This is a genomic window from Brevibacillus massiliensis, from assembly GCF_000311785.1.
Classification (GTDB): domain Bacteria; phylum Bacillota; class Bacilli; order Brevibacillales; family Brevibacillaceae; genus Brevibacillus_C; species Brevibacillus_C massiliensis.
The window spans coordinates 247,271-272,127 of the sequence record NZ_HE978536.1; the positions used below are offsets into that span (position 1 = coordinate 247,271).

The 24,857-nt window shown below is 54.4% G+C and carries 25 protein-coding genes and 1 other annotated feature; of the genes, 7 read left to right on the forward strand and 18 right to left on the reverse strand.

What is annotated here, in order from left to right; genetic code table 11:
- Window positions 1-151 precede the first annotated feature (151 nt).
- Entirely contained in the window at window positions 152-2,083 is a 1,932-nt protein-coding gene (asnB, locus tag HGBM_RS05065) for an asparagine synthase (glutamine-hydrolyzing) (protein WP_026074224.1), read from the forward strand.
- Between the two features lie 194 nt (window positions 2,084-2,277).
- Entirely contained in the window at window positions 2,278-2,955 is a 678-nt protein-coding gene (locus tag HGBM_RS05070; RefSeq protein WP_019120006.1) for a ComEA family DNA-binding protein, read from the forward strand.
- A gap of 8 nt (window positions 2,956-2,963) precedes the next feature.
- Here the strand turns inward: HGBM_RS05070 and HGBM_RS05075 are convergent, their stop codons facing one another.
- Entirely contained in the window at window positions 2,964-4,478 is a 1,515-nt protein-coding gene (locus HGBM_RS05075) for a solute symporter family protein (RefSeq protein WP_019120007.1), read from the reverse strand.
- The gene (locus HGBM_RS05080) at window positions 4,475-4,792 is read right to left on the reverse strand and encodes a DUF485 domain-containing protein (RefSeq protein ID WP_019120008.1); all 318 of its coding nucleotides are present in this window, start codon (window positions 4,790-4,792) and stop codon (window positions 4,475-4,477) included. Before HGBM_RS05080 ends, HGBM_RS05075 begins: the two co-directional genes overlap by 4 nt.
- A 153-nt stretch (window positions 4,793-4,945) precedes the next feature.
- Between HGBM_RS05080 and comER the strand changes: the two genes are divergently transcribed.
- Entirely contained in the window at window positions 4,946-5,848 is a 903-nt protein-coding gene (comER, locus tag HGBM_RS26615) for a late competence protein ComER (RefSeq protein WP_261798117.1), read from the forward strand.
- Window positions 5,849-6,044: 196 nt separating this feature from the next.
- Here the strand turns inward: comER and leuS are convergent, their stop codons facing one another.
- From leuS to HGBM_RS05135, 9 genes are all read right to left on the reverse strand, one after another.
- Window positions 6,045-8,513, reverse strand: a complete 2,469-nt coding sequence (gene leuS, locus HGBM_RS05095) for a leucine--tRNA ligase (protein ID WP_019120011.1) — start codon at window positions 8,511-8,513, stop codon at window positions 6,045-6,047.
- Window positions 8,514-8,570: 57 nt separating this feature from the next.
- Window positions 8,571-8,804, reverse strand: a binding site (T-box leader).
- Between the two features lie 44 nt (window positions 8,805-8,848).
- Entirely contained in the window at window positions 8,849-9,592 is a 744-nt protein-coding gene (locus tag HGBM_RS05100) for a class I SAM-dependent DNA methyltransferase (RefSeq protein WP_019120012.1), read from the reverse strand.
- A 4-nt stretch (window positions 9,593-9,596) separates the two neighbouring features.
- Complete coding sequence (gene rsfS, locus HGBM_RS05105; RefSeq protein ID WP_019120013.1) at window positions 9,597-9,953, reverse strand: ribosome silencing factor; 357 nt, start codon at window positions 9,951-9,953, stop codon at window positions 9,597-9,599.
- 10 nt (window positions 9,954-9,963) lie between these two features.
- Window positions 9,964-10,533 (reverse strand): bis(5'-nucleosyl)-tetraphosphatase (symmetrical) YqeK, encoded by a 570-nt coding sequence (gene yqeK, locus HGBM_RS05110; protein ID WP_019120014.1) that lies wholly within the window; start codon window positions 10,531-10,533, stop codon window positions 9,964-9,966.
- The gene (locus HGBM_RS05115; RefSeq protein ID WP_019120015.1) at window positions 10,475-11,104 is read right to left on the reverse strand and encodes a nicotinate-nucleotide adenylyltransferase; all 630 of its coding nucleotides are present in this window, start codon (window positions 11,102-11,104) and stop codon (window positions 10,475-10,477) included. The genes yqeK and HGBM_RS05115 overlap by 59 nt, the downstream gene beginning before the upstream one ends.
- A gap of 12 nt (window positions 11,105-11,116) precedes the next feature.
- Complete coding sequence (gene yhbY / locus HGBM_RS05120; RefSeq protein ID WP_026074225.1) at window positions 11,117-11,407, reverse strand: ribosome assembly RNA-binding protein YhbY; 291 nt, start codon at window positions 11,405-11,407, stop codon at window positions 11,117-11,119.
- A gap of 4 nt (window positions 11,408-11,411) precedes the next feature.
- Window positions 11,412-12,257, reverse strand: a complete 846-nt coding sequence (locus HGBM_RS05125; RefSeq protein WP_019120017.1) for a shikimate dehydrogenase — start codon at window positions 12,255-12,257, stop codon at window positions 11,412-11,414.
- 26 nt (window positions 12,258-12,283) lie between these two features.
- Window positions 12,284-13,399: a ribosome biogenesis GTPase YqeH gene (gene yqeH, locus HGBM_RS05130; RefSeq protein ID WP_019120018.1), complete on the reverse strand. Its 1,116-nt coding sequence runs from the start codon at window positions 13,397-13,399 to the stop codon at window positions 12,284-12,286.
- Window positions 13,396-13,917 (reverse strand): YqeG family HAD IIIA-type phosphatase, encoded by a 522-nt coding sequence (locus HGBM_RS05135; protein WP_026074226.1) that lies wholly within the window; start codon window positions 13,915-13,917, stop codon window positions 13,396-13,398. Before HGBM_RS05135 ends, yqeH begins: the two co-directional genes overlap by 4 nt.
- A 225-nt stretch (window positions 13,918-14,142) precedes the next feature.
- Between HGBM_RS05135 and HGBM_RS05140 the strand changes: the two genes are divergently transcribed.
- A complete protein-coding gene (locus HGBM_RS05140; RefSeq protein WP_019120020.1) occupies window positions 14,143-15,360 on the forward strand; it encodes an MFS transporter in 1,218 nt (405 codons plus the stop codon).
- An 11-nt stretch (window positions 15,361-15,371) separates the two neighbouring features.
- Here HGBM_RS05140 and HGBM_RS05145 read toward each other — a convergent pair whose 3' ends face one another.
- The 4 genes from HGBM_RS05145 to HGBM_RS05160 form a co-directional block, all read right to left on the reverse strand.
- A complete protein-coding gene (locus HGBM_RS05145; protein WP_019120021.1) occupies window positions 15,372-15,566 on the reverse strand; it encodes a hypothetical protein in 195 nt (64 codons plus the stop codon).
- Window positions 15,563-15,994 (reverse strand): peroxiredoxin, encoded by a 432-nt coding sequence (locus HGBM_RS05150; RefSeq protein WP_019120022.1) that lies wholly within the window; start codon window positions 15,992-15,994, stop codon window positions 15,563-15,565. Before HGBM_RS05150 ends, HGBM_RS05145 begins: the two co-directional genes overlap by 4 nt.
- A gap of 83 nt (window positions 15,995-16,077) precedes the next feature.
- Window positions 16,078-17,298, reverse strand: coding sequence for an NAD(P)/FAD-dependent oxidoreductase (locus HGBM_RS05155; RefSeq protein WP_051029600.1), 1,221 nt, complete (start codon window positions 17,296-17,298; stop codon window positions 16,078-16,080).
- A gap of 90 nt (window positions 17,299-17,388) precedes the next feature.
- A complete protein-coding gene (locus HGBM_RS05160) occupies window positions 17,389-19,023 on the reverse strand; it encodes a peptide ABC transporter substrate-binding protein (RefSeq protein ID WP_026074227.1) in 1,635 nt (544 codons plus the stop codon).
- A gap of 208 nt (window positions 19,024-19,231) precedes the next feature.
- Here HGBM_RS05160 and HGBM_RS30685 point away from each other — a divergent pair, with 208 nt between their 5' ends.
- Both HGBM_RS30685 and HGBM_RS32405 read left to right on the forward strand, forming a co-directional pair.
- Window positions 19,232-19,423: a serine hydrolase gene (locus tag HGBM_RS30685; protein WP_019120025.1), complete on the forward strand. Its 192-nt coding sequence runs from the start codon at window positions 19,232-19,234 to the stop codon at window positions 19,421-19,423.
- 301 nt (window positions 19,424-19,724) lie between these two features.
- Entirely contained in the window at window positions 19,725-19,811 is an 87-nt protein-coding gene (locus HGBM_RS32405) for a putative holin-like toxin (RefSeq protein WP_222705644.1), read from the forward strand.
- A 188-nt stretch (window positions 19,812-19,999) separates the two neighbouring features.
- Here HGBM_RS32405 and HGBM_RS26620 read toward each other — a convergent pair whose 3' ends face one another.
- Together HGBM_RS26620 and HGBM_RS05180 are read right to left on the reverse strand one after the other, a co-directional pair.
- Window positions 20,000-21,445: a PAS domain-containing sensor histidine kinase gene (locus HGBM_RS26620; RefSeq protein ID WP_019120027.1), complete on the reverse strand. Its 1,446-nt coding sequence runs from the start codon at window positions 21,443-21,445 to the stop codon at window positions 20,000-20,002.
- 252 nt (window positions 21,446-21,697) lie between these two features.
- The gene (locus HGBM_RS05180) at window positions 21,698-22,828 is read right to left on the reverse strand and encodes a conserved virulence factor C family protein (protein WP_019120028.1); all 1,131 of its coding nucleotides are present in this window, start codon (window positions 22,826-22,828) and stop codon (window positions 21,698-21,700) included.
- 159 nt (window positions 22,829-22,987) lie between these two features.
- Here HGBM_RS05180 and trhO point away from each other — a divergent pair, with 159 nt between their 5' ends.
- A complete protein-coding gene (gene trhO / locus HGBM_RS05185; protein ID WP_019120029.1) occupies window positions 22,988-23,917 on the forward strand; it encodes an oxygen-dependent tRNA uridine(34) hydroxylase TrhO in 930 nt (309 codons plus the stop codon).
- Window positions 23,918-23,992: 75 nt separating this feature from the next.
- Here trhO and HGBM_RS05190 read toward each other — a convergent pair whose 3' ends face one another.
- Window positions 23,993-24,382, reverse strand: a complete 390-nt coding sequence (locus HGBM_RS05190) for a DUF2500 domain-containing protein (protein ID WP_019120030.1) — start codon at window positions 24,380-24,382, stop codon at window positions 23,993-23,995.
- Window positions 24,383-24,857: the final 475 nt, after the last annotated feature.

Here is a 24,857-nt window from a genome sequence, read left to right on the forward strand (position 1 = left end):
ACGTCAAACCGGAAGGACAAAAAAACGCTGCCGGGCCTTGTGTCCCATGTTGGACTAGGTGTTTGGCAGATTGCACTGCCGATTAATACATGATAGATTTAGCTATAGTGTTAGCAAGGCAACCCACTGCGAGAGGAAGAAGCATAAACTTATGTGTGGAATTGTATCGCTCTTTAACAAGCGGAGAGTGCCCGTTCAGCAGGAGGTCATGGAAATGATGACCAATGTGATCCTGCACCGGGGGCCTGACGACAACGGAATTTACACCGAAGATCATGTCTCTCTCGGCTTTCGCCGTTTGAGCATCATCGATGTCGCAGGCGGCCACCAACCGCTTTTCAACGAAACAAAAGACATGTGGATCATTGGCAACGGAGAAATATACAACTACAAGGAACTGCAAGCCTGGTTGAAAGACCGCGGACACGTCTTTGAAACCGGTTCAGATATTGAAACCATTCTCCATCTCTACGAAGAAGTGGGATTTGATGCACCCAAACACCTTCGCGGCATGTTCGGCTTCACCATCTGGGACCGCCGCCAAAACCTGTTGTTCGGCGCCCGCGACCACTTTGGAATCAAGCCGCTTTACTACACGGAAACGGCTGATGCCATCGCCGTCGGCAGTGAAATCAAAAGCCTGCTGGAACTGCCCGGCCTGAAGCGCGAAGTAAATGAAACGGCTTTCTACCACTACTTAACCTTTCAATACGTGCCCGACCCAAATACGATGTACAAAGGAATTTACCGCGTTCCTCCAGCCCATTTTTTCGTCATTCAAAACGACCAGATTACCCTCGTGCCCTATTGGGAAGCAAAATTCGCTCCGGACGAGAGCAAGCCTTTCAGCTATTTTGTCGAGGGGACGCGGGAAGTGCTGCTCGAATCGGTCAACAAGCACCGGATGAGCGAAGTGCCGCGGGGCGCCTTTTTGTCGAGCGGCGTGGACTCCAGCAGCATCGTCGGTATGCTGCGCAGCTTTGAACCGGTCAAGACCTTTTCCGTCGGCTCCGACATACCGGGCTACAGCGAGCTTGAATATGCCAGGCGGACAGCGGAGTACCTGGGCACTGAACACCACGAGGTCGTCATCTCTGCCGAACGCTATATGAATGAACTGCCGCGCCTGATCTGGCATCAAGACGAACCGGTCGCCGATCCTTCGGCGATCCTGCTCAACTTCGTCGCCGAACTGGCCGGTCAGCACGTCACGGTAGTCCTGTCCGGCGAGGGAGCGGACGAATTCTTCGGCGGGTACAATATCTACCGGGAGCCTCACTCCTTGCGGATGTTTGCGGGCATGCCCCAGTGGATGAAAGGATCGCTTCGCACCATTGCCGAAAAGCTGCCAGCCAATCTAAAAGGGAGAAATTTCCTGATCAGGGGATCAAAGACTGTCGAAGAACGCTTTTTCGGCAACGCGCTGATCTTTGACGAAGAACTGAAAGAACGCGTCGTCACCCGGGACATCACACGGCTGGACAGCTACCAGAATCCCTGGATGATCACCGAGGAGATCTACAAAAAAGCAGCCGCTTACGACGACGTCACGAAAATGCAGTACTTGGACATTCACACGTGGCTGCGCGGAAACATCTTGATGAAGGCCGACAAGATGACGATGGCCAATTCCCTCGAGCTTCGCGTGCCGTTTATCGACGTGAAAGTCTTTGAATTCGCCGCCACGATCCCGACCAAGTACAAGATTGCCAACGGGACGACGAAGCACGTCCTGCGGGAAGCGATGAAGGATTTTCTGCCGCCCGACATCAAAACGCGTCCGAAGCTCGGTTTCCCTGTGCCGACGCGGCATTGGTTGAAGCATCAGTTTTACAAGTGGGCAAAAGAGCTGATCTTCGAATCGAAGGTGGATTACCTGATCAACAAAGCGTTTGTCCTGTACATGCTCGATGAGCATCGCGAGGGGCATGCGGATTACAGCCGGAAGATCTGGACGATTCTCGTGTTCATGCTCTGGCACCAAATTTTTATCGAGCAAAAATATCAATTCGAACCATACATCAGTCCAACCGTGGAAATCCGCCGACAAAAATCGGCAGAGCTGCATCAGCAGATCGGATAGGCTGCCTGCAGGAAAAACGCAGATAAAGCAGACAGAATCGAACGAGTAAACAGCCTGAGTTCTGTACTTACATGAACTCAGGCTGTTTCTATCGATACCCTGCCTCAGGCTGCCCCAGCGGACATTTTTTTGCGCTCCCCCTCTGTCTTTTTGTAGGCTCTCTACAAGGAGATATTGTAAAGGAGGGTAAAGAGATGCTGTACGATCTATGGGAGCGGCACCGCAGGATCATTATCGTGATCGGCATCACGCTGTTTGTACTTGTCTCATTTTTGTTCTATCCGGGATGGCCCAACAAGGATGCCCCCTCACTCCCGCTGCCCGCCTACGCCGCAGCAAAAGCAAGCGAAGACGCACCGCTGCCTGTGGAGAAAAAAGCGGAAAGCCCGCCGGCACCGGCTGTAAAATACGTTGATGTAAAAGGGAGCGTCAAACAGCCCGGGGTGTACACATTCTCCGACAACGAGCGGACCGGGCAGATCATCGCCAAAGCCGGCGGCTTTTTGCCGGAGGCTGATGCAGACTGTGTCAACCTTGCCCAGCCGCTCACCGACGGCATGGTGATTTTTATTCCTGCCAAAAACGCACGGTGCGGCCCCTGCGGCACTCTTGGTCGAACACCAGGCGCTGCCGCAAGCGGGGGCCCCTCGGCCGGGCAAGCTGCTTCCGGCGGCGGCGACAAAGTAAACCTGAACACCGCCACCCAGGAGCAGCTGATGACGCTGCCCGGTATCGGCGAGACCCGGGCGCAGGCAATCCTCGCCTACCGCGAGCAGCATGGCCCGTTCTCTTCTCCGGAACAGCTAAAGAAAGTAAGCGGAATCGGCAACTCTACGTATGACCGGCTGAAAGACAAAATCGCCGCGCCATGACCAAATCGTCATCCGGTCTGCTTGATCCCGGTATGCGCTTTTACCAGGATCTCGGTGTGTTTTCTCTGTTCCTCCGGCGTTGAGCCTCCGCTCAGCACGGTACCGAGGTAGCAGGCCAGGAATCCGAGGGGGATGGAGATGAGAGCTGGATTCTTCAATGGGAAAATGGCTTGCTCCATCACATTTCCGCTGAGCAAGATCAGGCCGACAGAGCTGATTAGTCCGGTCAGCATCCCTGTAATTGCGCCTTTCGTATTAAATCTCTTCCAGAATATTGTCAACAGAATAACCGGCAAATTGGCGCTGGCGGCAACGCAGAAGGCGAGGGAAACGAGGAAAGAGACATTGAAGTTTCGCGCCCCCAGCGCCAGCAGGATGGAAACGATGGATATGCCGATCGAGGCCCACCGCGCAGCACGCATCTGTTCTTTTTCCGTCGCTTGTCCATGCCGCAGCACATTGGAATAAAAATCGTGGGCGAATGCGCTGGCTGCAGAGATGACCAGACCGGCCACCACCGCCAGAATGGTGGCAAACGCAACCGCCGAAATAAACGCCAGGAAGAAGTCTCCGCCAAGGTGTTGGCCAAGCAGCGGAGCTGCCAAATTGCCCGCTTTATTCTCCGCCATGATGACTTCCTTGCCGACAAAATAGGCCGCACCGTATCCCAAACACGGTGTCAGCAGGTAGAACACCCCGATCAGCCAAGTGGCGATGACAACTGATTTGCGGGCAGTCACCGCATCCGGCACGGACAGGAACCGGATGAGAATATGCGGCAGCCCGGCTGTTCCGAAAACCAGAGCCATGTTGAGGGAGAGCGAATCCAATCCGGCAGCAATTGTCGTAGGAGGCGGAGGCGCAATCATCTCCTCGCCCAGTTTGGCTTCCACCTGATTGAACATCTCAACAGGGTTGAAGTGAAAATGGGCCAATACCATGATCGCCAGCGCAATTGTCCCGAACATCAGCAGCACTGCCTTCACGATCTGCACCCACGTGGTCGCAAGCATGCCGCCGGCCACCACATAGATGGTCATGAGAATTCCAATGATAATGATGGAAGTGGTGTACTCGATGTCAAGCAGCAGCTTGATGATCGCTCCGGCGCCAACCAACTGGGCGATCATGTAGAAGGTGCTGATCGTGATCGTGCTGAGAGCAGCCGTAGAGCGAATCGCCTTCACGTTAAACCGCGACGCGATCATGTCTGCCATTGTATACTTTCCCAGGTTTCGCAGCGGTTCGGCAACAAGCAGCAAGACGACCAAATAAGCTACCAGATAACCGATGGAAAAGAAGAAGCCGCTGAAACCGTTTAACGCAATGGCACCGGCGATGCCGAGAAATGAGGCTGCCGACATGTAATCCCCCGCGATGGCAAGTCCGTTCTGCCAGCCGGTAATCGATCCGCCCGCGACGTAGAATTGACTGGTCGATTTGTTGCGTTTGGAAGCCCAATAGGTGATGATCAGCGTGATGAGGATGATAATCACAAACAAACTGAAAGCGGTTCCATTCATCCGGCCTTCACTCCCTTCCCCTCAACCTCTTCTTTGACTTGCTCGACTATTCTGTCAAATGTGCTTGCCCTGCTCGCGTACAAGTGGCAAATGATCCAGGTCATTGCAAATTGAGCAAACGCGTAAAGATACGCCCAGTTGATCGCTCCGATTGCTTTTCCGTTCAACGAGGTCGTAAAGGCTGTCAGCAGGGGGAGCATAAAGTAGAAAACGATAAAAAAGATGGTGGCCGGGATGATGAACGATTTTTTCTGCCGCATCAACTCCCGAAACGCGGGTGATTGGACCACTTTGTCCCAATCAGGTTGACTCATGCTTTCTTCCTCCTTCTGTTTCCCAAGTTTGCAAAGATCGAATTCCAATCTCTGCCTATTTGTAATTTATTACAATATTCTTACAATTTCAACTTTGTTTTCTCCTTTGTCCGCTGCTTCCCTACTCCCCACTTGGGCATTTTTCTTCCTCTGCTGTCATACTATGCAAAAAGAAGATCTGATAGGAGGATTTCCATGCAGGTTGGCTTTATCGGTACGGGCAGTATGGGGGCCATCCTCATTGACGCTTTTATCGCCGCCCATTCACTTGCACCCGACAAGATCATCGCCTTTAATCGGACGCCCGATAAATTGACAAACTTGGCTGCTCGGCATCCCGGCCTCCGGGCAGCAAACTCGAATGCGGAAGTAGCTGAAGAGAGCGACGTCGTACTGCTTTGCGTCAAACCGCTGGAGTATCGCCAGGCGCTGGAAGAACTGGGAGACGCCTTGACGGAACAAAAGCTCCTCGTGACGATTACGAGCCCCGTCCAACTGGTCCAATTGGAGGATCTCGTCCCCTGTGCCGTCGCCCGGGCTGTGCCGAGCATTACCAATGCCGCTCGCAGCGGACTTACACTGGTCGAGTTTGGACAGCGCATCACTGATGAACAGCGTCGGTTGGTACTGTCCCTGTTCTCCCGGATCAGTCAGCCGCTGGAAGTGTCGGAAGGCTTTTTGCGGATTGCCTCCGATCTCAGCAGCTGCGGCCCTGCCTTCCTCAGCTATCTGCTGCAGCAGATGATCCAAGCGGCTGTCGATGAAACGGGCATTTCCCGGGAATCGGCCACATTTCTCACCACGCAGATGGTCCTTGGCTTTGCCGATCTCCTCCGCCAGGACGTGTTCTCCCTGCCTTCCCTGCAAGAACGGGTCTGTGTTCCCGGCGGGATTACGGGTGAAGGTTTGATTCCTTTGCGGGAGCACGTGCCCGGTGTGTTTCAAGAGGTATTCAGGCGCACTCACGCCAAGTTTGCCGAGGACCGTGCAGCGATGAGTGAACATCTGCAGCTCACGGCCACGGAAAGGAGCGAAGCAGCCAGAGAATCCGTGTGACCTGGCTGCCGGACATCAAGGCGCGCGGCTCAGGTCCGGCCGCAGCTGACTGGCAAAAGCTGCACGTGTGCCGTATGGGTGTCATCGGAACTGCCGGGATAAAAAAAGAGTGCTCCTTTCTTGGGGACAATGGCAAAAAAACCGTCCCGAAGAGGAGCATCTCTTTATGATGTATGACAGTAAACCGACTAGCTTTTTAGCCAACGACGAGATTGACCAGTTTGCCGGGGACCGCAATCACTTTTCTGACGGTCTTCCCTTCGATCAGGGCTTTGGTCTTGTCGTTGCCGAGCACGAGTGATTCCAATTCGTCTTTTGACAAGCCGCTCGGCACGACCAGCTTGTCGCGCACTTTGCCGTTCAATTGAACGACGATCTCCACTTCATCGAGCACCAGAGCATCAGCGTCGTAGCTGGGCCAGCTTTGTTCATGCACAGAGCCGTTCTTGCCGATCAACTCCCACATCTCGGCTGCGATGTGCGGTGTGATCGGCGCCATCAGCACGATCAGCGTCTCCAGAGCGAAGGCCAGCGTGCCGCGGTCAGCTTCCGCAGGATAGGCGTACAGCTTGTTGACCAGTTCCATAATCGTGCTGATTGCCGTGTTAAATGTGTACCTCTCGCCGATATCCTCGGTAACCTTTTTGATCGCGTAGTGCGTCATCCGGTACAGTTCTTTTGCATCCCCGCCGGATGGATCGGCCGCAGCAGTTCCGCTTTTCAGCAAGTCCGCATGCGATTCGACCAGCCGCCAAACGCGATTCAGGAAGCGGTAGCTGCCCTCCACGCCGGTGTCGGTCCAGTCCAGGTCGCGCTCCGGCGGCGCAGCGAACAGAATGAACAGGCGTACCGTATCCGCCCCGTATTTTTCAATCATCTCGTCCGGACTGACGACATTGCCTTTCGACTTGGACATCTTCGCCCCGTCCTTGAGCACCATGCCCTGGGTCAGCAGGCTGCGGAACGGTTCGTCGCAGGAGATCATGCCTGCGTCGTGCAGCACCTTGGTGAAGAAACGAGAGTACAACAGGTGAAGGATCGCATGTTCAATCCCGCCGATGTACTCGTCCACCTGCATCCATTTGTCTGCGTTCTCCTTGGCGAACGGAAGCGCTGCGTTGTGCGGGTCGGTATACCGCATGTAGTACCAGGAAGAATCGATGAACGTATCCATCGTATCCGTCTCCCGCCGGGCTGCCTTGCCGCAGTTCGGACAAGTCGTGTGGACAAACTCGTCCGATGTCGTCAACGGATTCCGCTTGCCGTCAATGACGACGTCTTCCGGCAGCATGACCGGCAGCTGATCCTTCGGTACGGGAACGATGCCGCAGCTGTCACAGTAGATCATCGGGATCGGGGCGCCCCAATAGCGCTGGCGGGACACCAGCCAGTCGCGCAGCCGGTAAGAGACCGTCGGGCCGCCAATTCCCTTTTCCTCCAGATGTTTGGCGATCGCCTGAATCGCCTCGCGGTTTGGCATGCCATCGAAGATGTCGGAGTGAATCAGCGTGCCTTCCCCTGTATAGGCGGAATCGATGCCGACTTCCTCCACCAGCATTTCGCTATCCGGATTGATGACTGCCTTGATCGGCAGCTGGTATTTTTTCGCAAATGCGAAGTCCCGCTCGTCGTGAGCCGGCACGCCCATCACCGCGCCCGTTCCGTAATCCATCAGCACGTAGTTGGCCACCCAGATCGGCACCTGTTCGCCGGTCAGCGGATGTTTGGCATAAGCGCCGGTAAAATAGCCCACCTTTTCCGCATCGGCGGAGGTGCGGGAGATGTCGCTCTCCTTTTTCATCTGCTCGATAAAGTCGGCGACCTGCTTTTCCTGCGGTTTCCCGGCAATCAAACGGGGAACGAGCGGGTGTTCAGGAGCGATCACCATGTAAGTCACTCCGTACAGCGTATCCGGCCGCGTGGTGAAAACGGTGATTTTCTCGTCTGCCAACTCCGGCAGGGTAAAGGCAATATTGGCCCCTTCGCTTTTGCCGATCCAGTTCTTCTGCATCGTCCGAACTTTTTCCGGCCAGCGCGGCAAATTCTCCAGATCGTTCAGCAAGCGTTCGGCATAATCCGTGATTTTGAGGAACCACTGCTCCAAATCCCGTTTTGTCACTTCCGAATCGCAGCGCCAGCAGCGGCCGTCAATCACCTGTTCATTGGCCAAAACAGTGGAACACTCCGGACACCAGTTGACGGAGGCCCGCTTCCGGTAGGCAAGTCCGCGCTCATAGAAGGTCAGGAACAGCCACTGGGTCCATTTGTAGTAATCGGGAGAGCAGGTGGTCACTTCACGCGACCAATCAATGCTGACCCCCAAACGGTGCAGCTGCTCTTTCATGTGGTTGATGTTCTGATACGTCCACTTCGCCGGGGCGGCACCAAATTTGACGGCCGCATTCTCCGCCGGCAGCCCAAAGGCATCCCAGCCCATCGGATGGAGCACTTGATAGCCGTTCATCCGTTTCAAACGGGCGATAATGTCCCCGATCGAATAGACCCGCATATGCCCCATGTGCAGGTGACCGGAAGGATAAGGAAACTGCTCCAGGCAGTAGAATTTCGGTTTTGACTTGTCTTCATTTGTCTTGTGGCTTTGTCGTTCCTTCCAGACCTTTTGCCACTTTTGCTCAATCAAGGCAGGATCGTATTGCTTTGCCATAGAAAAGCCTCCTCAACGACATGTAAATAAAAAACCTCCCATCTCCAACAGCATGCTGTCAGGGACGAGAGGTTACTTTCCCGCGGTACCACCCTACTTGACGAACAGTCATACGCCGTACGCCCACTTGTGCTTCCGTAACGTGGAAGGGTCGCTTCACCATACGCAGCCTCGCAGCCTTCCGGTGAAGAGCTCAAAGGCGAGTTCAGAAAAGATTGGGTTGACTTGCACCGTCCGCCAACTCTCTTTGTGCCGAATCCATTTCCTACTGCTCCTCGTCATTGCCAACCATACTGATCATTACCAATCATTATAGTCAGAGATGTCGCATCCTGTCAACTTAAGGGGCGGCGAGCCGAAAAAAATAGGCGTTCGCTCCCGGGGGTCGGCGGCAACCAGGTAAAATCTCCCGTGATCACAATGTTTTCAAAGCCGGCTTCCCTAAGCCACCCGGCCAGCTGAATCGGCTGATAGGTGCGCTGGACGTGGACCTCTTCCATCCGGCGGAACAGATCGGCGCGCTCCTGAACGAAGAAGGTAAGCTGATGCTCCACTTCCAGCCGCTCGGGGTCGCAGAAGCACTGCCAGATGTAATTGATCTCGTCGCCCGTCAAAGTGAACGTGTTGTTGCCAAAGACCTGAACGATCTTGTACGGGCTGTGGACGTCGAACAAAAACGTCCCGCCCGGCCTGAGCTGGGCAAAGACGCGCTGAAACGTCCGCTCGACATCACTCTCTTCGAGCAGGTAGCAAAGCGAGTCACAAAATGAAATCACCGCATCTGACTGAGGCAGCGCCAACTCGCGCATGTCCTGTTCAACCCAGGTGACCCGCGCCTGCTCCCGCTTCATTTTTTCGTAGGCGATCGAAAGCATCTCGGCGGACAGATCTACTCCTGTGACATCGTACCCGCGTTTGGCCAGCGGAATGGCGAGATTTCCTGTACCGCAGCCCAAATCGATGACGCTCTTCGGCCGTCCCGTCCTGGACCAGGCTGCTTCCGCCCAGTCGAGCCACTCGCTGTAGGGGGCATCCGCCATCAGCGCATCGTAAACGGCGGCTAAATGCGTGTAAGCCACGGCCTTACGCCTGTTTGCTGAGGGAGACGTGTTCCGCCTCGCTCCACAGCCGTTCGATATGGTAGAAATCCCGCTCTTCCTTGTGGAAGACGTGGACCACGACGTCGCCCAGATCGATCAGTACCCAGCGACCTTCATCGGCGCCTTCGATGCCGCGAACCTGATAACCATGCTTGTAGACTTGATCGCGAATTTCACCTGCGATCGCCTGCACCTGCCGTTCGTTATTGCCGTGACAGATGATGAAGTAATCGGCGATGACCGACAGCTTGCTGATATCCAGGGTCAGGATGTTTTCCGCCTTTTTGTCCTCTGCCGCCTTGACGACGAGGCGGGCCAGTTCTTCGATTACATTTGCCACAAAACCCCTCCTATCGGTTGAGTTGATCGTTGTATGCTGTCAGGGTAAGCGGATGGACCCGCTTTTTTTGCTCGATCAAATGGGTGATCGTACCGCCGAGCGCCTCAGCCAGAGCCAGATTTAGGTCGCTTTCGGCCAGTCGGCGGATGTTGTCCACTCCGGGATACGACCGGCCCGGTTCGATGTAGTCGGCCACACAGACGACCTTTTCCAAAAGGGACATTCCTGCCCGGCCAGTCGTGTGATAGCGCACCGCCTGAATAATCTCCGGATCGTCAACCCCCAGTTCGGTCTGAATCACGATGGCTCCGACAAAGGCGTGCCACAGTTCCTTGTCGCCGCTCAAAATATCCTCGGGAAAATCGTAACGCAGCAGGTAATCGTGCATCCGTGCCGTCGGCCAGCATTTGCAATAGTCGTGTGCAAAGCCGGCCAGCTCCGCCTTGTCCGGATCGGCGCCGAAGCGTTGCGCCAGCTCCCGGGCAGCGGCAGCGACGCCGAGGGTGTGCGTGTAGCGCTTCTCATTCATCTGGGCGCGAATCTGTGCCAGCAGTTTCTCCCGATTGTGCAACAGCTCCATACAACCCCTGCTCCTTTATATAGTCTGTCACGGCGGCGGGTACGAGATAGCGCAGGCTTCTCCCCGCTCTCACCTTTTCGCGGATCAGCGTAGACGAGAGATCCCAGGCCGGCATATCGACAAATGTCACGTAGCGGGCCAGTGCGGCCTCGTCGTAATCCGCCCGCGGACGCGCCAAGCCGACAAAGCGGACCAGGCTGACCAACTCCTCGATCATGTGCCAGCTAGGCAGCATCTCCACCATGTCGCCGCCGATGATAAAGAAAAATTGAACGTCCGGGTAGGTCCGGGTCAACTCCCGCATGGTGTCGATCGAATACGACGGACCGCTTCGCCGGCATTCGATATCCGTCACCCGAAAGGCGGGATGGTCGGCCGTAGCCAGTTCCGTCATTCGCAGGCGATGCCGTGCCTCCGCTATGCCCTTGTGCTCCTTGTGGGGCGGAATGTAGGCGGGCATAAACCAGACTTCATCGAGCCCGACCTGTTCCCGCGCCTGTTCCGCAGCGAGCAGATGCCCGTTGTGAATCGGATCAAACGTTCCGCCCAGTATCCCAATCCGTTTTTGCATCGTTTCCCGTCCTCACGGAAGCGTAATCGTTTTATGTTCCACAGATTCCTTGTACAAGACGACAGTATGGCCGATCAGCTGGACCAGTTCGGCGCCGGAGCCGGCGGCCAACGCTTCCGCAACCTCGTGTTTGTCGTCCAGGTTGTTTTGCAGGATCGATACCTTGATCAATTCGCGAACTTCCAAAGCTTCCTCTATCTGCTTCAGCATGTTTTCATTTACCCCGCCTTTGCCCACCTGAAAAATCGGGGTCAGGTGATGGGCGAGAGAGCGAAGATACCGCTTTTGTTTTCCTGTCAACATCATATCATCCTTCCAAGCGTTTGAGCACCGACTCGCGCATCAGCTCCGTCGGTGCTGGCTGCCCGGTCCACAGCTCGTAAGCAAGTGCCCCTTGATAGACGAACATCCCGACGCCGGAGTGTGTTCTGGCACCAGCCTGCCTCGCGTGACGCAGCAGTTTTGTCTCTAATGGATTGTAAATTAAATCACTGACGATCAACCGCTCATGCAGCCACTCCGCCGGTATCGGCATCTCGTCGACATGGGGATGCATCCCGATCGAAGTGGTGTTGATCAAAAGCGTGGCAGCCTCGACAGCCGCTTTCAACTCAGAGGGGCCGATCGTTTTCACCGCTGCAATCGACTTCAGCTGTTCTGCTAAAAATTCCGCCTTTTCCCGCGAACGGTTGTATATCTTGAGCTGTTTTACTCCCTGGTCCGCCAGGGTAAAAGCGACCGCCCGGGCTGCACCGCCCGCGCCCAAGAGCACAGCCGCCTGGTCGTGGAGATCTATCTTCATCTCTTCCACCAATGAACGGACGTACCCCAACCCGTCCGTATTGTATCCGATCAGCTGCCCCTGGTCGTTGACGACGGTATTTACCGCGCCGATCCGACGCGCCAAGGGATCAATCCGGTCCAGAAAAGGCATGATCGCTACTTTGTGCGGAATCGTCACGTTGACGCCCCGGAGGCCAAGTGCGCGGATGCCGGCCACGGCGTCCTTCAAATCATCAGGGGCAACATCGAAGGCCGTGTAGGCAAATTCCAGGTTCTGTGCGGCAAATGCGGCATTGTGCATCAGCGGTGATTGCGAATGGCCGACCGGATGACCCAACAACCCCACTAACACGGTTTTGCTCGTTATCATATCTCTTCCCCCCAGCGGTGCTCCCGTTATATCAGCGCTTTGCGGACGGCAACGCCGACGCCCTTCGGGACGTGTACTTCCAGAGTCGCTTTCCGTTTGCCCTGCAGCGTAACCCAACCCAGGCCGGAGATGACGACGTCAACCGGGCCTGCGCTCTCGATCTTCAACGTATGCCGGGTAAACGGCGGCAGCAGCTTGACCGCTTCGCCAGCCGGGGGGGCCAGAAGCCCGCCATGGTGTTTTGCCAACAGTTCATCTGCTTTTTCCAGCTTGGTGCGGTGAATCGGCAGAGCGTTGGCAACGTAGACGACAAACGGCTGATGTTCGCCGCTGACGTAATCGATCCGCGCCAAGCCGCCGATAAACAGGCTTTGCCGATCGTTCAATTGATAGGTTTTGGGATTGACCCGGCTGGTCGGCGTCAGCTTCCGCAGGTCTTGCGGCGTAACCATATGGCCGATCTGATCCCGGTTGATGATCCCGGGAGTGTCGTAGATAAAGCGCCCGTCTTCGAGCGGAATCTCGATCTTGTCCAGCGTCGTTCCCGGAAACGGAGAAGTGGTAATCTCCACTCCCGCGGACCCGTAATCGTGGATAATCCGATTGATCAGGGTAGACTTTCCGACGTTGGTGACCCCGACGATATATACGTCTCTGCCCCTGCGAAGTGCCCCGACCCGCTGCAGCAGTTCGTCGATCCCCTGCCCCTTGGCGGCGCTGACCAGCACGACGTCGACCGGGCGAAGTCCCAGCTGTTTGGCCTCGTGCTGCATCCAGTTGCGGACGCGATTAAGGTTGATGCTGCGCGGCAAAAGGTCAACCTTGTTGCCGACGAGCAGGATCGGATTGTTTCCGACGAAGCGAGGCAGTCCGCGCAGCCACGACCCTTGAAAGTCAAAGATGTCGACGACCATGACGACCAGGCTGTCCGTAGCCCCGATGCCGTTTAAGATCCGCAAAAAGTCGTCGTCCTCCATGTCGACCGGCGCCACTTCATTGTAGTGTTTGATCCGATAGCAGCGCTGGCAGATGACGACGTCCCGATTCAGTGCAGACAAGGGGGCGTACCCCTGCTTTGTCTTGTCTTCCGTCTGTATGGCGACGCCGCAGCCGGCACACTGCAGCGGCTCATCTGGGCTCATGAATGGTTCTTCCACGTAATCAATCCCTTTCTGCGCATCCAGTAAAGCGCAATCCTTTCCATGCGGCGGTTAAACCGGGTCCAAAATCCGTCGGTGCCGGCCACGGGGACCACAAGGATCGTATGGAACCCGAGCAAATTTCCGCCCAGGATATCCGTAAACAACTGATCCCCGATCACTACAGTCTCTTCAATCCGAACACCCATCTCCCGGATTGCCCTGAGGAACGCCCGGTTCAACGGCTTGCGCGCCGCCCAGATAAACCGGATGCCAAGCGGCTCGCAAAAGCGCAGCACGCGCTCCTGATTGTTATTGGAGACGACCGTCACCTGAATGCCGGCCTCGCGCATGCGCGACAGCCACGCCAGCACCTCCGGGGTAGCGTCCGGCCGGTGCCACTCGACCAGTGTGTTGTCCAAGTCCGTGATGACGGCACGGATATTTTTCGCTCGCAATTCTTCTATATCGATATCGTGAATCGTCTCCACGAATTGGCTCGGCATGACTTTTTTGATCAGCCTAAGACACCTCCAAAACGTCCCGTCAAGGCCTGCAATATTCTGTTCAGTACGTGATATCGGGACTAACTATATCATATCTGAAGCCTTGTTTGCAAAAGAAAACAGCCGTCCTTGAAAGGGGCGAATGCATGGAGATAATGCCTGCAATCGGAATTTTAGTATTTATGATTTTGCCAAGGCAGGTTACGCTATTAATGAAATGGACAAAGCGAGGTCTTATTCATGTCGATGCTTACTTCTAGCAGTACAAGCCAGAGAAAATTGCTGTTCAGCGCAGGACTTAGCTGGCTGTTCGATGCGATGGATGTAGGGATTATCTCCTTCATTGTCGCCGCGCTGACTGTCGCCTGGAATCTCACCCCGCAGCAGGTAGGGTGGCTGACTGGCATCAATTCCATCGGGATGGCCGTCGGAGCGGCGCTGGCCGGGATTTTGGCGGATCGCTACGGGCGGAAAAACGTGCTGATCGCCACCCTGCTCGTCTTTTCCGTTGCCACCGGGCTGTCGGCGCTGGCCCATTCCTTTCTGATCCTCTGCGTGCTGCGCTTTGTGGCTGGAGTCGGACTGGGCGGCGAACTGCCCGTCGCCTCGACGCTCGTCTCGGAGTCCATGCCGGCAGCCAAACGCGGACAAGCCGTGGTCCTGCTGGAAAGCTTTTGGGCGGGCGGCTGGCTGCTCGCGGCACTGGTCGCTTACTTTGTCATCCCCGTGTACGGGTGGCAGTCAGCTTTTGCGATCGGCGCCATCCCGGTGCTCTACGCCTTGTACCTGCGCCGTTCCATCGAAGATTCCCCGCGTCACATCGCCGTACGCGGACGGGGAGCGCGTTCCTTTGCCGAAAATCTAGCCTCGATTTGGAAACGCGAACACCGCCGTTCGACGATGATGCTGTGGATCTTGTGGTTTACTGTCGTGTTTTCGTATTACGGCATGTTTCTCTGGCTGCCGACCGTCATGGTCATGAAGGGGTTTAGCCTGATCAAGAGTTTTGAATACGTCTTGATCATGACGCTTGCTCAACTGCCAGGATACTTCACGGCCGCCTACTTTATTGAAAGATATGGACGAAAATTTGTCCTGGTCCTCTACCTGACGATGACCGCGCTCGCCGCCCTCTGGTTCGGCAATGCCGGTTCCCTGCCCGCATTGCTGGCATCCGGCATCTTTCTTTCCTTCTTCAACCTGGGGGCATGGGGCGGCCTGTACGCCTACACGCCGGAGTTGTACCCGACGGCGATACGCTCGACAGGTGCGGGCATGGCCGCTTCCATCGGCCGCGTAGGCGGAATCGCCGCTCCGCTCCTGGTCGGCGTGCTCGTCGCCGCCAAGTTCAGCATTGCCTGGATCTTCACGATGTTCTTCAGCGTGATCCTGATCGGCGTCTTGGCGGTCGCCTTCCTCGGACCGGAGACGCGGCTGCGGGAATTGGTTGACGAGTAACGCCAAGCGCCTCAGTCTTCATCGGACTGAGGCGCTTCCTGTTCCATCCGCCGCCGCACCTGCTCTTTTGGCGACCAGCAGTTGAAGCGGTAATGCGGTTTTGTCTCGTAGGTAAGCCTGGCGCAGCGGTATGAGGTCTTGCCGTCCCCCTTCTCGACGCGAAAGTGCTCGCAGGTGGCGCAGCAGTGGTAGCGATTCTCTTTCATCGCAGCACCCCGAGCAAGGTCTGTGTCGCGGGAGAGCCCTTTTGGGCAAAGGCGATTTTTCCCGCTTTGTCTATGACGTAGACAATTCGCTGCTGGGCGATCAATCCAAGCATTTTGGGAACGTCGTACAATTTCCTGATCGCTCCTTCCCGATCCGCGATCAAGGGAAAGGTGAAGCTGTAACGCGCCGCAAAACCCTGATGCGTCTCGAGGGACCCCGGGTTTACGCCAAATACTGCCGTATCGCTTTGCTCAAACTGCTGAAGATCCGCCTGTACGGTACAGAGCTGCTTGGTGCAGACCGGCGTGTGATCCCGCGGATAAAAGATCAGCACGACGTTTTTCTTCCCGATATAGTCTGCCAAACGCACCTCGCCGCAGGTACTCTCGGCCGTGAACAGGGGTGCAATTGCTCCCACTGGCAGCATGGCCGCACCTCCCTTTGCCCCTTGGCTTTTCTTGACTCAAGTGTACCCTTCCTCCGTACCGGCGGGCAATCCCCTTCTTTCCTTCACATGCGCCCTTTCATCATGCCTTGCCAATACATCACCGGGAGCACGTGCTTTTTCAGCAGGTACATGCTGTAGCGCTCCTTGGACTGATCAAACCAAAAGGTCTCCCGGGGATTCAGGTCGTAGTCAAATTCGGCCAGCACCAGATTGCCGTACCCGGTGACGAGCGGACAGGAGGTGTAGCCGTCGTACTTCTCGGGAAGCGGCTTTCCCTCCATCCGGGCGAGCAAATTTCCCGCGACGACAGGGGCTTGCTTGCGAATGGCCGCGCCTGTCTTGGAGGTGGGCAAATTGCTGCAATCTCCCAAGGCAAATACGTCGGCAAAGCGCTTGTGCTGCAAGGTGTATTTATCAACGTCCACCCAGCCGGCCTGGTCGGCGATCGGGCTTTTCTGAATAAACGGGGGAGCGTGCATGGGCGGTACGACGTGAATCATGCTGTAAGGGAGCACTTCCAGCTCCCCCGTCTCGACGTGCTCAAAGACGGCCTCCTTCGCATCCGGCTTGATTTCGATCAGATTGCGCTTGAACTTCGTGATGATCTGCTTGCGCAAAATGACTTGATCCAGGGTAGCGGCATACTTCTTGACGGCAAAAATCGTCGGACTTGCCGAAGCGAAAATCACTTGGCAGTGCTGTCTGATCGCCTTTTTGCAAAAAAACTCCTCCGCCAGGTACATGATTTTCTGCGGGGCGCCGCCGCACTTCACCGGGGTATTGGGCTGGGTGAAAATCGCGTTTCCCCCGGAAAAGTCCCGGATGTTCTCCCATGTGCTGTCGACGAGATCGTAGGAGTAATTGCTGCAGACGCCGTTCTTGCCCAGAGTTTCCCGCAGGCCTTTGATCTTCTCCCAGGCCACGTGGATGCCGGCGGCCACCACCAAATAGTCGTAGCGAACGCTCATCCCCTTTGCGGTCACGAGCAGATTTTCCTCGGGAAGAATGTCTGTCACGCTGTCTTGCAGCCAGTCCACCCCCTCTGGAATAAGGGCGGACATCTTCCGCTCGGTCGCTTCTTTTCTGGCCACACCTCCGCCTACTAATGTCCACAGCGGCTGATAATAGTGCTTTTCGGCCGGGTCGAGGATGGCGATTTTCCCGTACAGCCCCTTTGCCGCCCGGGCCAGCCTCGCCGCGACCGCAATCCCGCCGCTTCCGCCGCCTACAATCGCAACCGTGTAATGCGTTTGTGACACGCTTATCCCCCCCTGCAAAGTCATAGGGTACCTCTTTCTTTTTTCATATGAAAAAACAGCGGAATTAAGACTGAACAAAAAAACGGACCGCCCCAAATGGAACGGTCCATACTTTTACTTCACTTCGTTGGAAGCGTACTTGAAGTCGACAAAACCGAGCGGGTCGATAACCACGTCTTTTACCGAATCCTTTTTCACCCATGCGTAGGTGTAGTAGTAAATCGGAATCGCCGGCATTTCATCCATAATCATGGCATCTGCCTGTTTCAACAGTTCAGCCCGCTTGCCGCTGTCCTTCTCTTCGGTTGCCTTGGTCAAGAGGTCCTTGTATTCCGGGCTGAACCAGCCGGTTTTGTTGTTGCCGCCTTTGTCGCGGAACACGTCAAGGAAGTTGATCGGGTCATTAAAGTCCGCGATCCAACTGGCACGGCCAATCTGGAAGTTGCCCTGTTTCATGTCTTCGCGGGCAACCTTGTTTTCCTCGTTTTTCAGCTTCACTTCGACGCCGAAAGCTTTCCGCCATTGGTCCTGAATGGCTTGGGCAATCCGTTGATGAGTCTCGTCCGTGTTGTAGAGAATCGTGATTTCTGGCAGCTTCTGCAGCTTTAGCTCCTGCATTCCCTCTGCCAGCAATTTTTTCGCCGTCTCGATGTCGCCGTCTTTGAAGTAGCCGTCAGGCTTGTACGACATCGACGGAGGCAGGATGCCAAGCGCCACCTCGCCTTTCGACTGCAGGATGTTATCGACAATCTCCTGGCGGTTGATCGCGTAGCTGAAGGCTTGGCGAATTTTCTTGTTGTGAAACGGCGCCTGCTCCGTATTGAACAGGTACCAGTACGTCCCGGCAGTCGCTTGGCTCTGCAGCCCTCCGGACTCCTTCAGCGCCGGCATTGCGTCCAGCGGCAGATTGCCCAGCGGAGAGCCGGCCCAATCCAGATCGCCGCTGTCGAACATGTTTAATTCCGTATTGGCATCGTCGATCATAAACAGCGTCATTTCCGACAGTTTCACGTTGTCCTTGTCCCAGTACTGTTCGTTTTTCACCAGGTGAATTTTTGACTTGTGCTCCCACTTGTCCAGTTTAAACGGGCCATTGCCGACGTAAGTAAACGGGTCGTCCGCCCATTTTTCATTGCTCTCGGCCACTTTTTTATTTACCGGGAAGTAGGTGACAGATGCGACCAATTCAGGGAAAAATGGGGTTGGATGCTCCAACGTGACGACCAGCGTCTTGTCGTCCGTCGCCTTTACACCCACTTCGTCGAGGGAGACGCTTCCTTTGGTGGCCGCTTCCCCGTTCTTCAGGTAGTAGAGCTGATAAGCGTAGCTGGAAGCCGTCTTCGGATCCAAGACCCGCTTCCAGGCGTATTCAAAATCCTGGGCCGTGACCGGATCGCCGTTGCTCCACTTGGAGTCCCGCAGGTGGAACGTGTAAGTCAGCTTGTCATCCGATACTTCATACTTCTCGGCAACTGCCTCGTGCAGTTTTCCATCGGGACCGAGGCGAAGCAATCCGTCAAAGGCCGCCCGCGGAACAACCATGGAAGGGATATCCTCAGCCAGACCAGGGTCGATTGTCGACGGTTCAGAGCCCATATTCACCGAAAGCTTTTGAGCCCCCGCAGCCGGGCCGGAATCCGCGGCACTTCCTCCCGATGTGCTGTCAGAGTTGGAAGAACAGCCAGCAAATAGTAGACTAAGCGTTAGAACGATACTCATGGATAGCATGCCGAATTTGCTTTTGTTCATAGGTGCCCCCTTGTTTGTCCATAAACAATCAAAACGTTCCGTCATCCAATTTAAAGACTTGTCAACATCCGTTTTATTCTTGCTGCGTTGTCCTCCCTTACTGTTCTATAGCTGTTATTTTATCTTGCTAAAACGGAATATGATTTATATTATTCTATTACGAATATTATGTCTATCAATTATTTTTCTGTACATAAGGAGGGGTAGTATGTTAGCGGATTTGCATGAGGAACTGGAAGCGCTCGTTTCGTCGGCTGGCTGGGAATGGGGGATTGTCCTGGAACACCTCGGGACGGGTGAGCGCTGGACGCTTCGCGAGGATCAGCGGTTTTTCTCTGCCAGCTTGATCAAAGTCCCGGTCATGCTGGCTGTCTTTGCCGAGACTTACGCGGGCCGGTGAGCTTTGAAGAGAAGATCCCGTTGCGGCAGGAGGATCTGGTTAGAGGGTCAGGCGTGCTATCCAAGGATGTAGAGGCACGGGCAGCCCGTGACACGATCGAAAAAATCGGCAAACTGGTGTACGATCATTACAGATCGGAAGTTGGGTAAGCTGCGTTTGGACTTCTTACCCTGTAACAAAAGAAACTTTTTTAAACTTTCTGTATATTTGTGCCAGTGTACATGTTATAATGCAATATAGAGATAATTTTTAACCTTCAAGGGCAGTTGGCTGAACCCCTATAGAAAGGGGGTGAACAAAAATGACTGTATACGAAGGGTTATCTCTCATGGTTACATTTGGGGCGCTGGTATTAGCGATGGTTTCTTTCCCCACCAAACGGAAATAACCGCCTGTACATGTGGAGATCAGCGGTCATTTCACTCTAGCCGCTCCCTTGGGGGAACGACATTTTTGCCACAGGTGTTGGCAGCACCTGCGGTTTTTTTGTGTTGCCGGTAATGTCGTTTTGACACCAACAAGATTTATTTTATCACAGGTGACTTCCTGATGAAACATTTTTTTATGTAAATTCGGTCAATTGTCTAACTGTTCCCTGTCAGCTGCAGCTGGTAAAATCACACTGATGGCGGTTCCCCTGTTTGTCTCGCTGTGGATTCGGATGCTGCCGTGATGTTCTTGGATGATCTTGAAGCTCACCATCAATCCCAGGCCTGTTCCCGATTCTTTCGTCGTGTAGAAGGGGACTCCCAGTTTGGGAATTTGCTCTTCGGGGATTCCCGGACCTTGATCCTGGAATTGGATCAACACCTTGTCCCCTTCATGCGCTCCGATGGTGACGACCACTTCTCCGCCCCGTGGCATGGCCTCGATTGCATTCTTTAGGATGTTGAGGAACACCTGTTTCAACTGGTTGGCCTCGCCTTCGATCTCCGGGATTTCCCCTTGGATGCGGGTGGTAATCGAGACGTCGTTCAAGATGGCTTCCGGTTGAATCAAGGTGATCACGCTTTGCGTAAGCGATACCAAATCAATTCGTTTGAAATGGACGCTTTGCGGCTTCACCAGCAGCAGCAGTTCATTGACGATAAAGTTAATCCGCTCCAGCTCTGTCAGCATGATTCCCAAATAGGTCTGATTTTTGCTCTGCGTTGATTGGAGCAGTTGAATAAACCCCTTGAGCGCTGTCAACGGGTTGCGTATTTCATGGGCAACGCCGGCAGCCAATTGCCCCAGGGCTGACAGCTTGTCCGACTGCCGCAGCAGTTCCTCCGTGTGTTTCCGCTCAGTGATGTCCCTGGCGATACAAAAAAGGCCAACAATCCGGTTCTCAATCAAAATCGGAATACTGTTGACAGACAAATCGATAAATCTTCCGCTTTTATGTTTGACAGCCAACTCGCTCATTATCTGTTCCCCGGCGATTGAGCGCCGAAAAACATCCTTTGCCAGATTCAGATCACGCTCTGCGACTAACCTGACAAACGAGCGGCCCAGGACATCTTCCTGCGAGTATCCCGTAATCCTCGTGGTTGCCGAGTTGATACTGACAATGGTTCCCTTTGCATCGATTGAGCAGACGATATCAGGATGGTGTTCATACAGCGATTTGTAGCGCTCCTTGCTCTCCAGCATCACCTGTTCCCGGACCTTCTGCTTCGTGATGTCGCGAAAAATACAGACGTAATACGCACGCTCTTCGAAGAGAAGGTCGCGGATGCTCACGCCAAGGTCGAATACCTGGCCGTTTTTGCGCCGCCCGATTCTTTCGCTCTGCGGGCCATCTGCTTCAGGCCCGTAAAGAATGTGCAAGAGCGAATCTCCGTTTGCCTGGGGAATCAGCAGGGAGAACTTCTCCCCCAGCACTTCATTTGCTGAATAACCGAATAGTTCTTCGGCCGCCGCATTAAAAGAGCATATTACACCGGAGGCTTCGATCGTGACGATCGCCTCGGGAGCATTTTGGATAATGACGTGTTCTTCAAGTCTGGAATGATTGGGATAGCTGCGATATCCGTTCAAGTCTCCTTTTCCCTCCTGTTATGCTGGCGTCGCTATGATAGCCATTTCAATTATGAAATTTTCTGTCACTTTCAGCATAGAGGAGAGTGATTCCCCCAACAAGCGAAAAAATACGACATAATTCGACAAATACACCTGCAACAATCGACAACTTGGCTCCGCCTAGCTTTCAGGCGGAGCCAAGCTGCACCCTTATAGACAAAGGAGGCAGCCGCTCTGGCGCTGCCCCCTTCTCCAGCAACGCTTTCTTTGTCAGGAGTTTCTTCTGGTCATCTGCTGCCATACCGTACCGCTGGCTTCCTCTCCCCGCTCAATCCGTTCCAGGGCCATCTTCACCTGCATGCTCACTTCAAATTCCGGGTCATCCTGTGCCTCCCGCAGCGCGGGCAGGGCCGACTCATCCCCCACCTCGTACAGGAAGCGTGCGGCTCGCCAGCGCACCAGCTTATTCGGATCCTGCAGAGCTTTTGCCATCGGTCCGATCGCTATCGGATCACCCAGGTCCGACAAGGTATCGCCGGCGGTCCGCCGCACGGAGACAGAGTCATCCGTCAAGGCTTGGAAGAGCAGGGGAAATACCTCTTCCCCGCCAACCATGCCCAGGTAGACGACAGCGAGGCGGCGAATCGAGGATTTCGGGTCGGCCAGCGCTTTTTTCAACAGATCGATGTCATTTTTCGTCGGGTTGAGCCGTTCAAATGCCGCGTAGCGCTTTTTCCAATCGGGATGGTCGAGCATTTCTGCTATTTTTTCGGTTGACAGTGTCTCGATCGGCTCGGGGGCTGCCGGCTCAAAGTGGAAGGCCTGTTCCACAAGCTGTTCCAACCGCTCAGTGTCGTATGCCGCATCCAACTCCTGTGCGACCTCTTCGCCGATCTCCTGCATGGTCCCGTAGCGGACCCCCTGTTCCACCCACTTCCGCTCCATGACCAGGTTGGCCGAAGCCGCTCCGGCGCGCATGGCCGCCTGTGTAAAACGCTCCGGCAAACCGACCCGCATCTGCTCCAGACCGGCTGTCACTTTCACCTGCATCGGAATGTGGCGGAACATCTGCACAAAGACGTTAACCTCCTGCCACTGGTCATCCTGGCTGTTCTGTGCCACGGCCTGTACAGACTGCGCAGTCCCTTCGCCAAGCACCTCGCCTGCCTGGGCCAGAATCGCCTTCCAATCCGCGTTCGCCCTTCGCTCCAGCGCGATAAAGTCGGCCACATGAAAAATGCTCTTGACCCCTTCAATCTCCAGCAGTTTTTTGATCTGTTCCGGCGCTCGCTCCCGGTTTTCCTGCGTATATGTCATCTTCACCCCGGGGGGCAGCTTCTCGTCCAAATTCAACTTCATGCTATTGGGGCTGGGAGTCGGTTCAATCGATACGATTTTCATCTTCCTTGCTCACACTCCATCGTTTTTGCTCTGGTTCAACTCGTAACCATTATATCGGAATTACCGTTTTCTCCAAAATATGAATGTGCACTTGTTAAAAAAATCAAGTATAATATGATTCTGAACGAAAATAACTGAAGATAGGTGGATGTTGGTATCATGAACGGACAGAAAGCTTACAGGGTTCTCCTTTACTATAAATTTGTTCGCATTGAAAATTACGAGGAATTCGCGGCGGAGCACTTGCAATTTTGCAAGGAGCTTGGCTTAAAAGGGCGAATTCTCGTTGCCGAAGAGGGCATCAACGGAACCGTATCAGGCACGGTCGAACAGACTGATGCCTACATGAAGCACATGCACGCAAACCCGCTGTTTGCCGATCTTTGGTTCAAGATCGATGAGGTGGACAAGCATGCCTTTAAAAAAATGTTTGTCCGGCCCAAGAAGGAACTGGTCACGTTCCGCGTGGAAGACGACCTCGACCCCAATCAATTGACTGGCAAGTATTTGAAGCCCAAAGAATTCTACGAAATGCTGCAGCGGGATGACGTGGTCGTCCTGGACGGCAGAAACAACTACGAGTACGACCTCGGCCATTTCCGCAACGCGATCCGGCCGGAGGTAGAATCCTTCCGCGAGTTTCCGCAGTGGATCCGGGAAAACTTTCACCAGTATAAAGACAAGAAGGTGCTCACCTACTGCACGGGCGGCATTCGCTGCGAAAAGCTGACCGGATTCCTGTTAAAAGAAGGATTTAAAGATGTCTACCAGCTGCACGGCGGCATCGTCACCTACGGGAAGGATCCGGAGGTAAAGGGCCGATTGTTTGACGGGAAATGTTACGTGTTCGACGAACGAATCTCCGTTCCGATCAACCAGGTGGAGGATGTCGTCGTCGGAAAATGCTACCACTGCGGCAAACCGGAGGACAGATATCTCAACTGTGCCAACCCGGAATGCAACCTGCAGCATATCTGCTGTCCGGAGTGCGAAATCAAACACAAGCGTTCCTGCTCCAAGGAATGCGAGGAGCATCCCCGCAACCGGTACGTTCTGGAGCAGGCCGAACTGGCCGGCGCCGGAAAATAGAACAAGGACAAAGAAACATCAGGAGCGGTATTCCTGCTGACTGCAGCTTGGGGAATACCGCTCCTGCCTTTTCTGCTACGCTTGTGAGCGTTGGAAGCTTTTATACCATTCGCCTTGATAGGTCAAGACTCCCTCGTCGCCTTCCACCAGCAGTCCGTACTCTCTCCCGCTGGTCACCAGCTCCATTCGCTCTCCCGAAGGCGTTTCGAACGTAACGTAATAATAGGTGCGGGAATGGCGGTGAGCCTCATTGTTGTGCATGCTCGTATGGCCGGTGACTTCTATCCTTTTGGCGATAACCCTTGCCCTTGTCGTTAACATCGGAGAAGTCGCATTCTTTACATAATAGCGAACCGTACGCAAAATACCAAACAGGATAAAGCCGGCAACTGCTAGGAAAAACAGCAGAAAAAACGGAGGCTTGCCGCTAAAAAAAGCATCTCCGAACCCTGGTCCCATGCCCATGTAAATAACCTCCAGTTAAAAAACGTCGCATATCGGCTTATTTTACCATAATTCGACTGATCAAAAATGTTCTTTTTTCCTGTCACACTTGTCCATAGCATTCCAATCAGACATGCATAGGATGTAGTAGAGTTAGCAAAGGGGGTGTATGTATGTCCTGCCATCGTCATAAACACAAGCGTCGCAAAAAACAAATCACTGTAACATTAAGACCTGGCCAAAGCGTTTTGGTCAGAGCCCGTCGCCGCAGATAGTAAATGGGCCATACCGGACAGCCATCATGACTCTTTCATGATGGCTGTCCTTTTTCTGCTTTGAAAGATTTGGAAGCGGGGAAAATGTGACAAAACGTTGAACGAAAAAAAGAATCATAGTAAAATGAAAACGTTCACATTTGTTTATCAGTAAATATTTCCGTTTCGTTCTATGCCGATTTATTGTCCACTATTTTCATGAAATCCAGTTTTTTTTACAC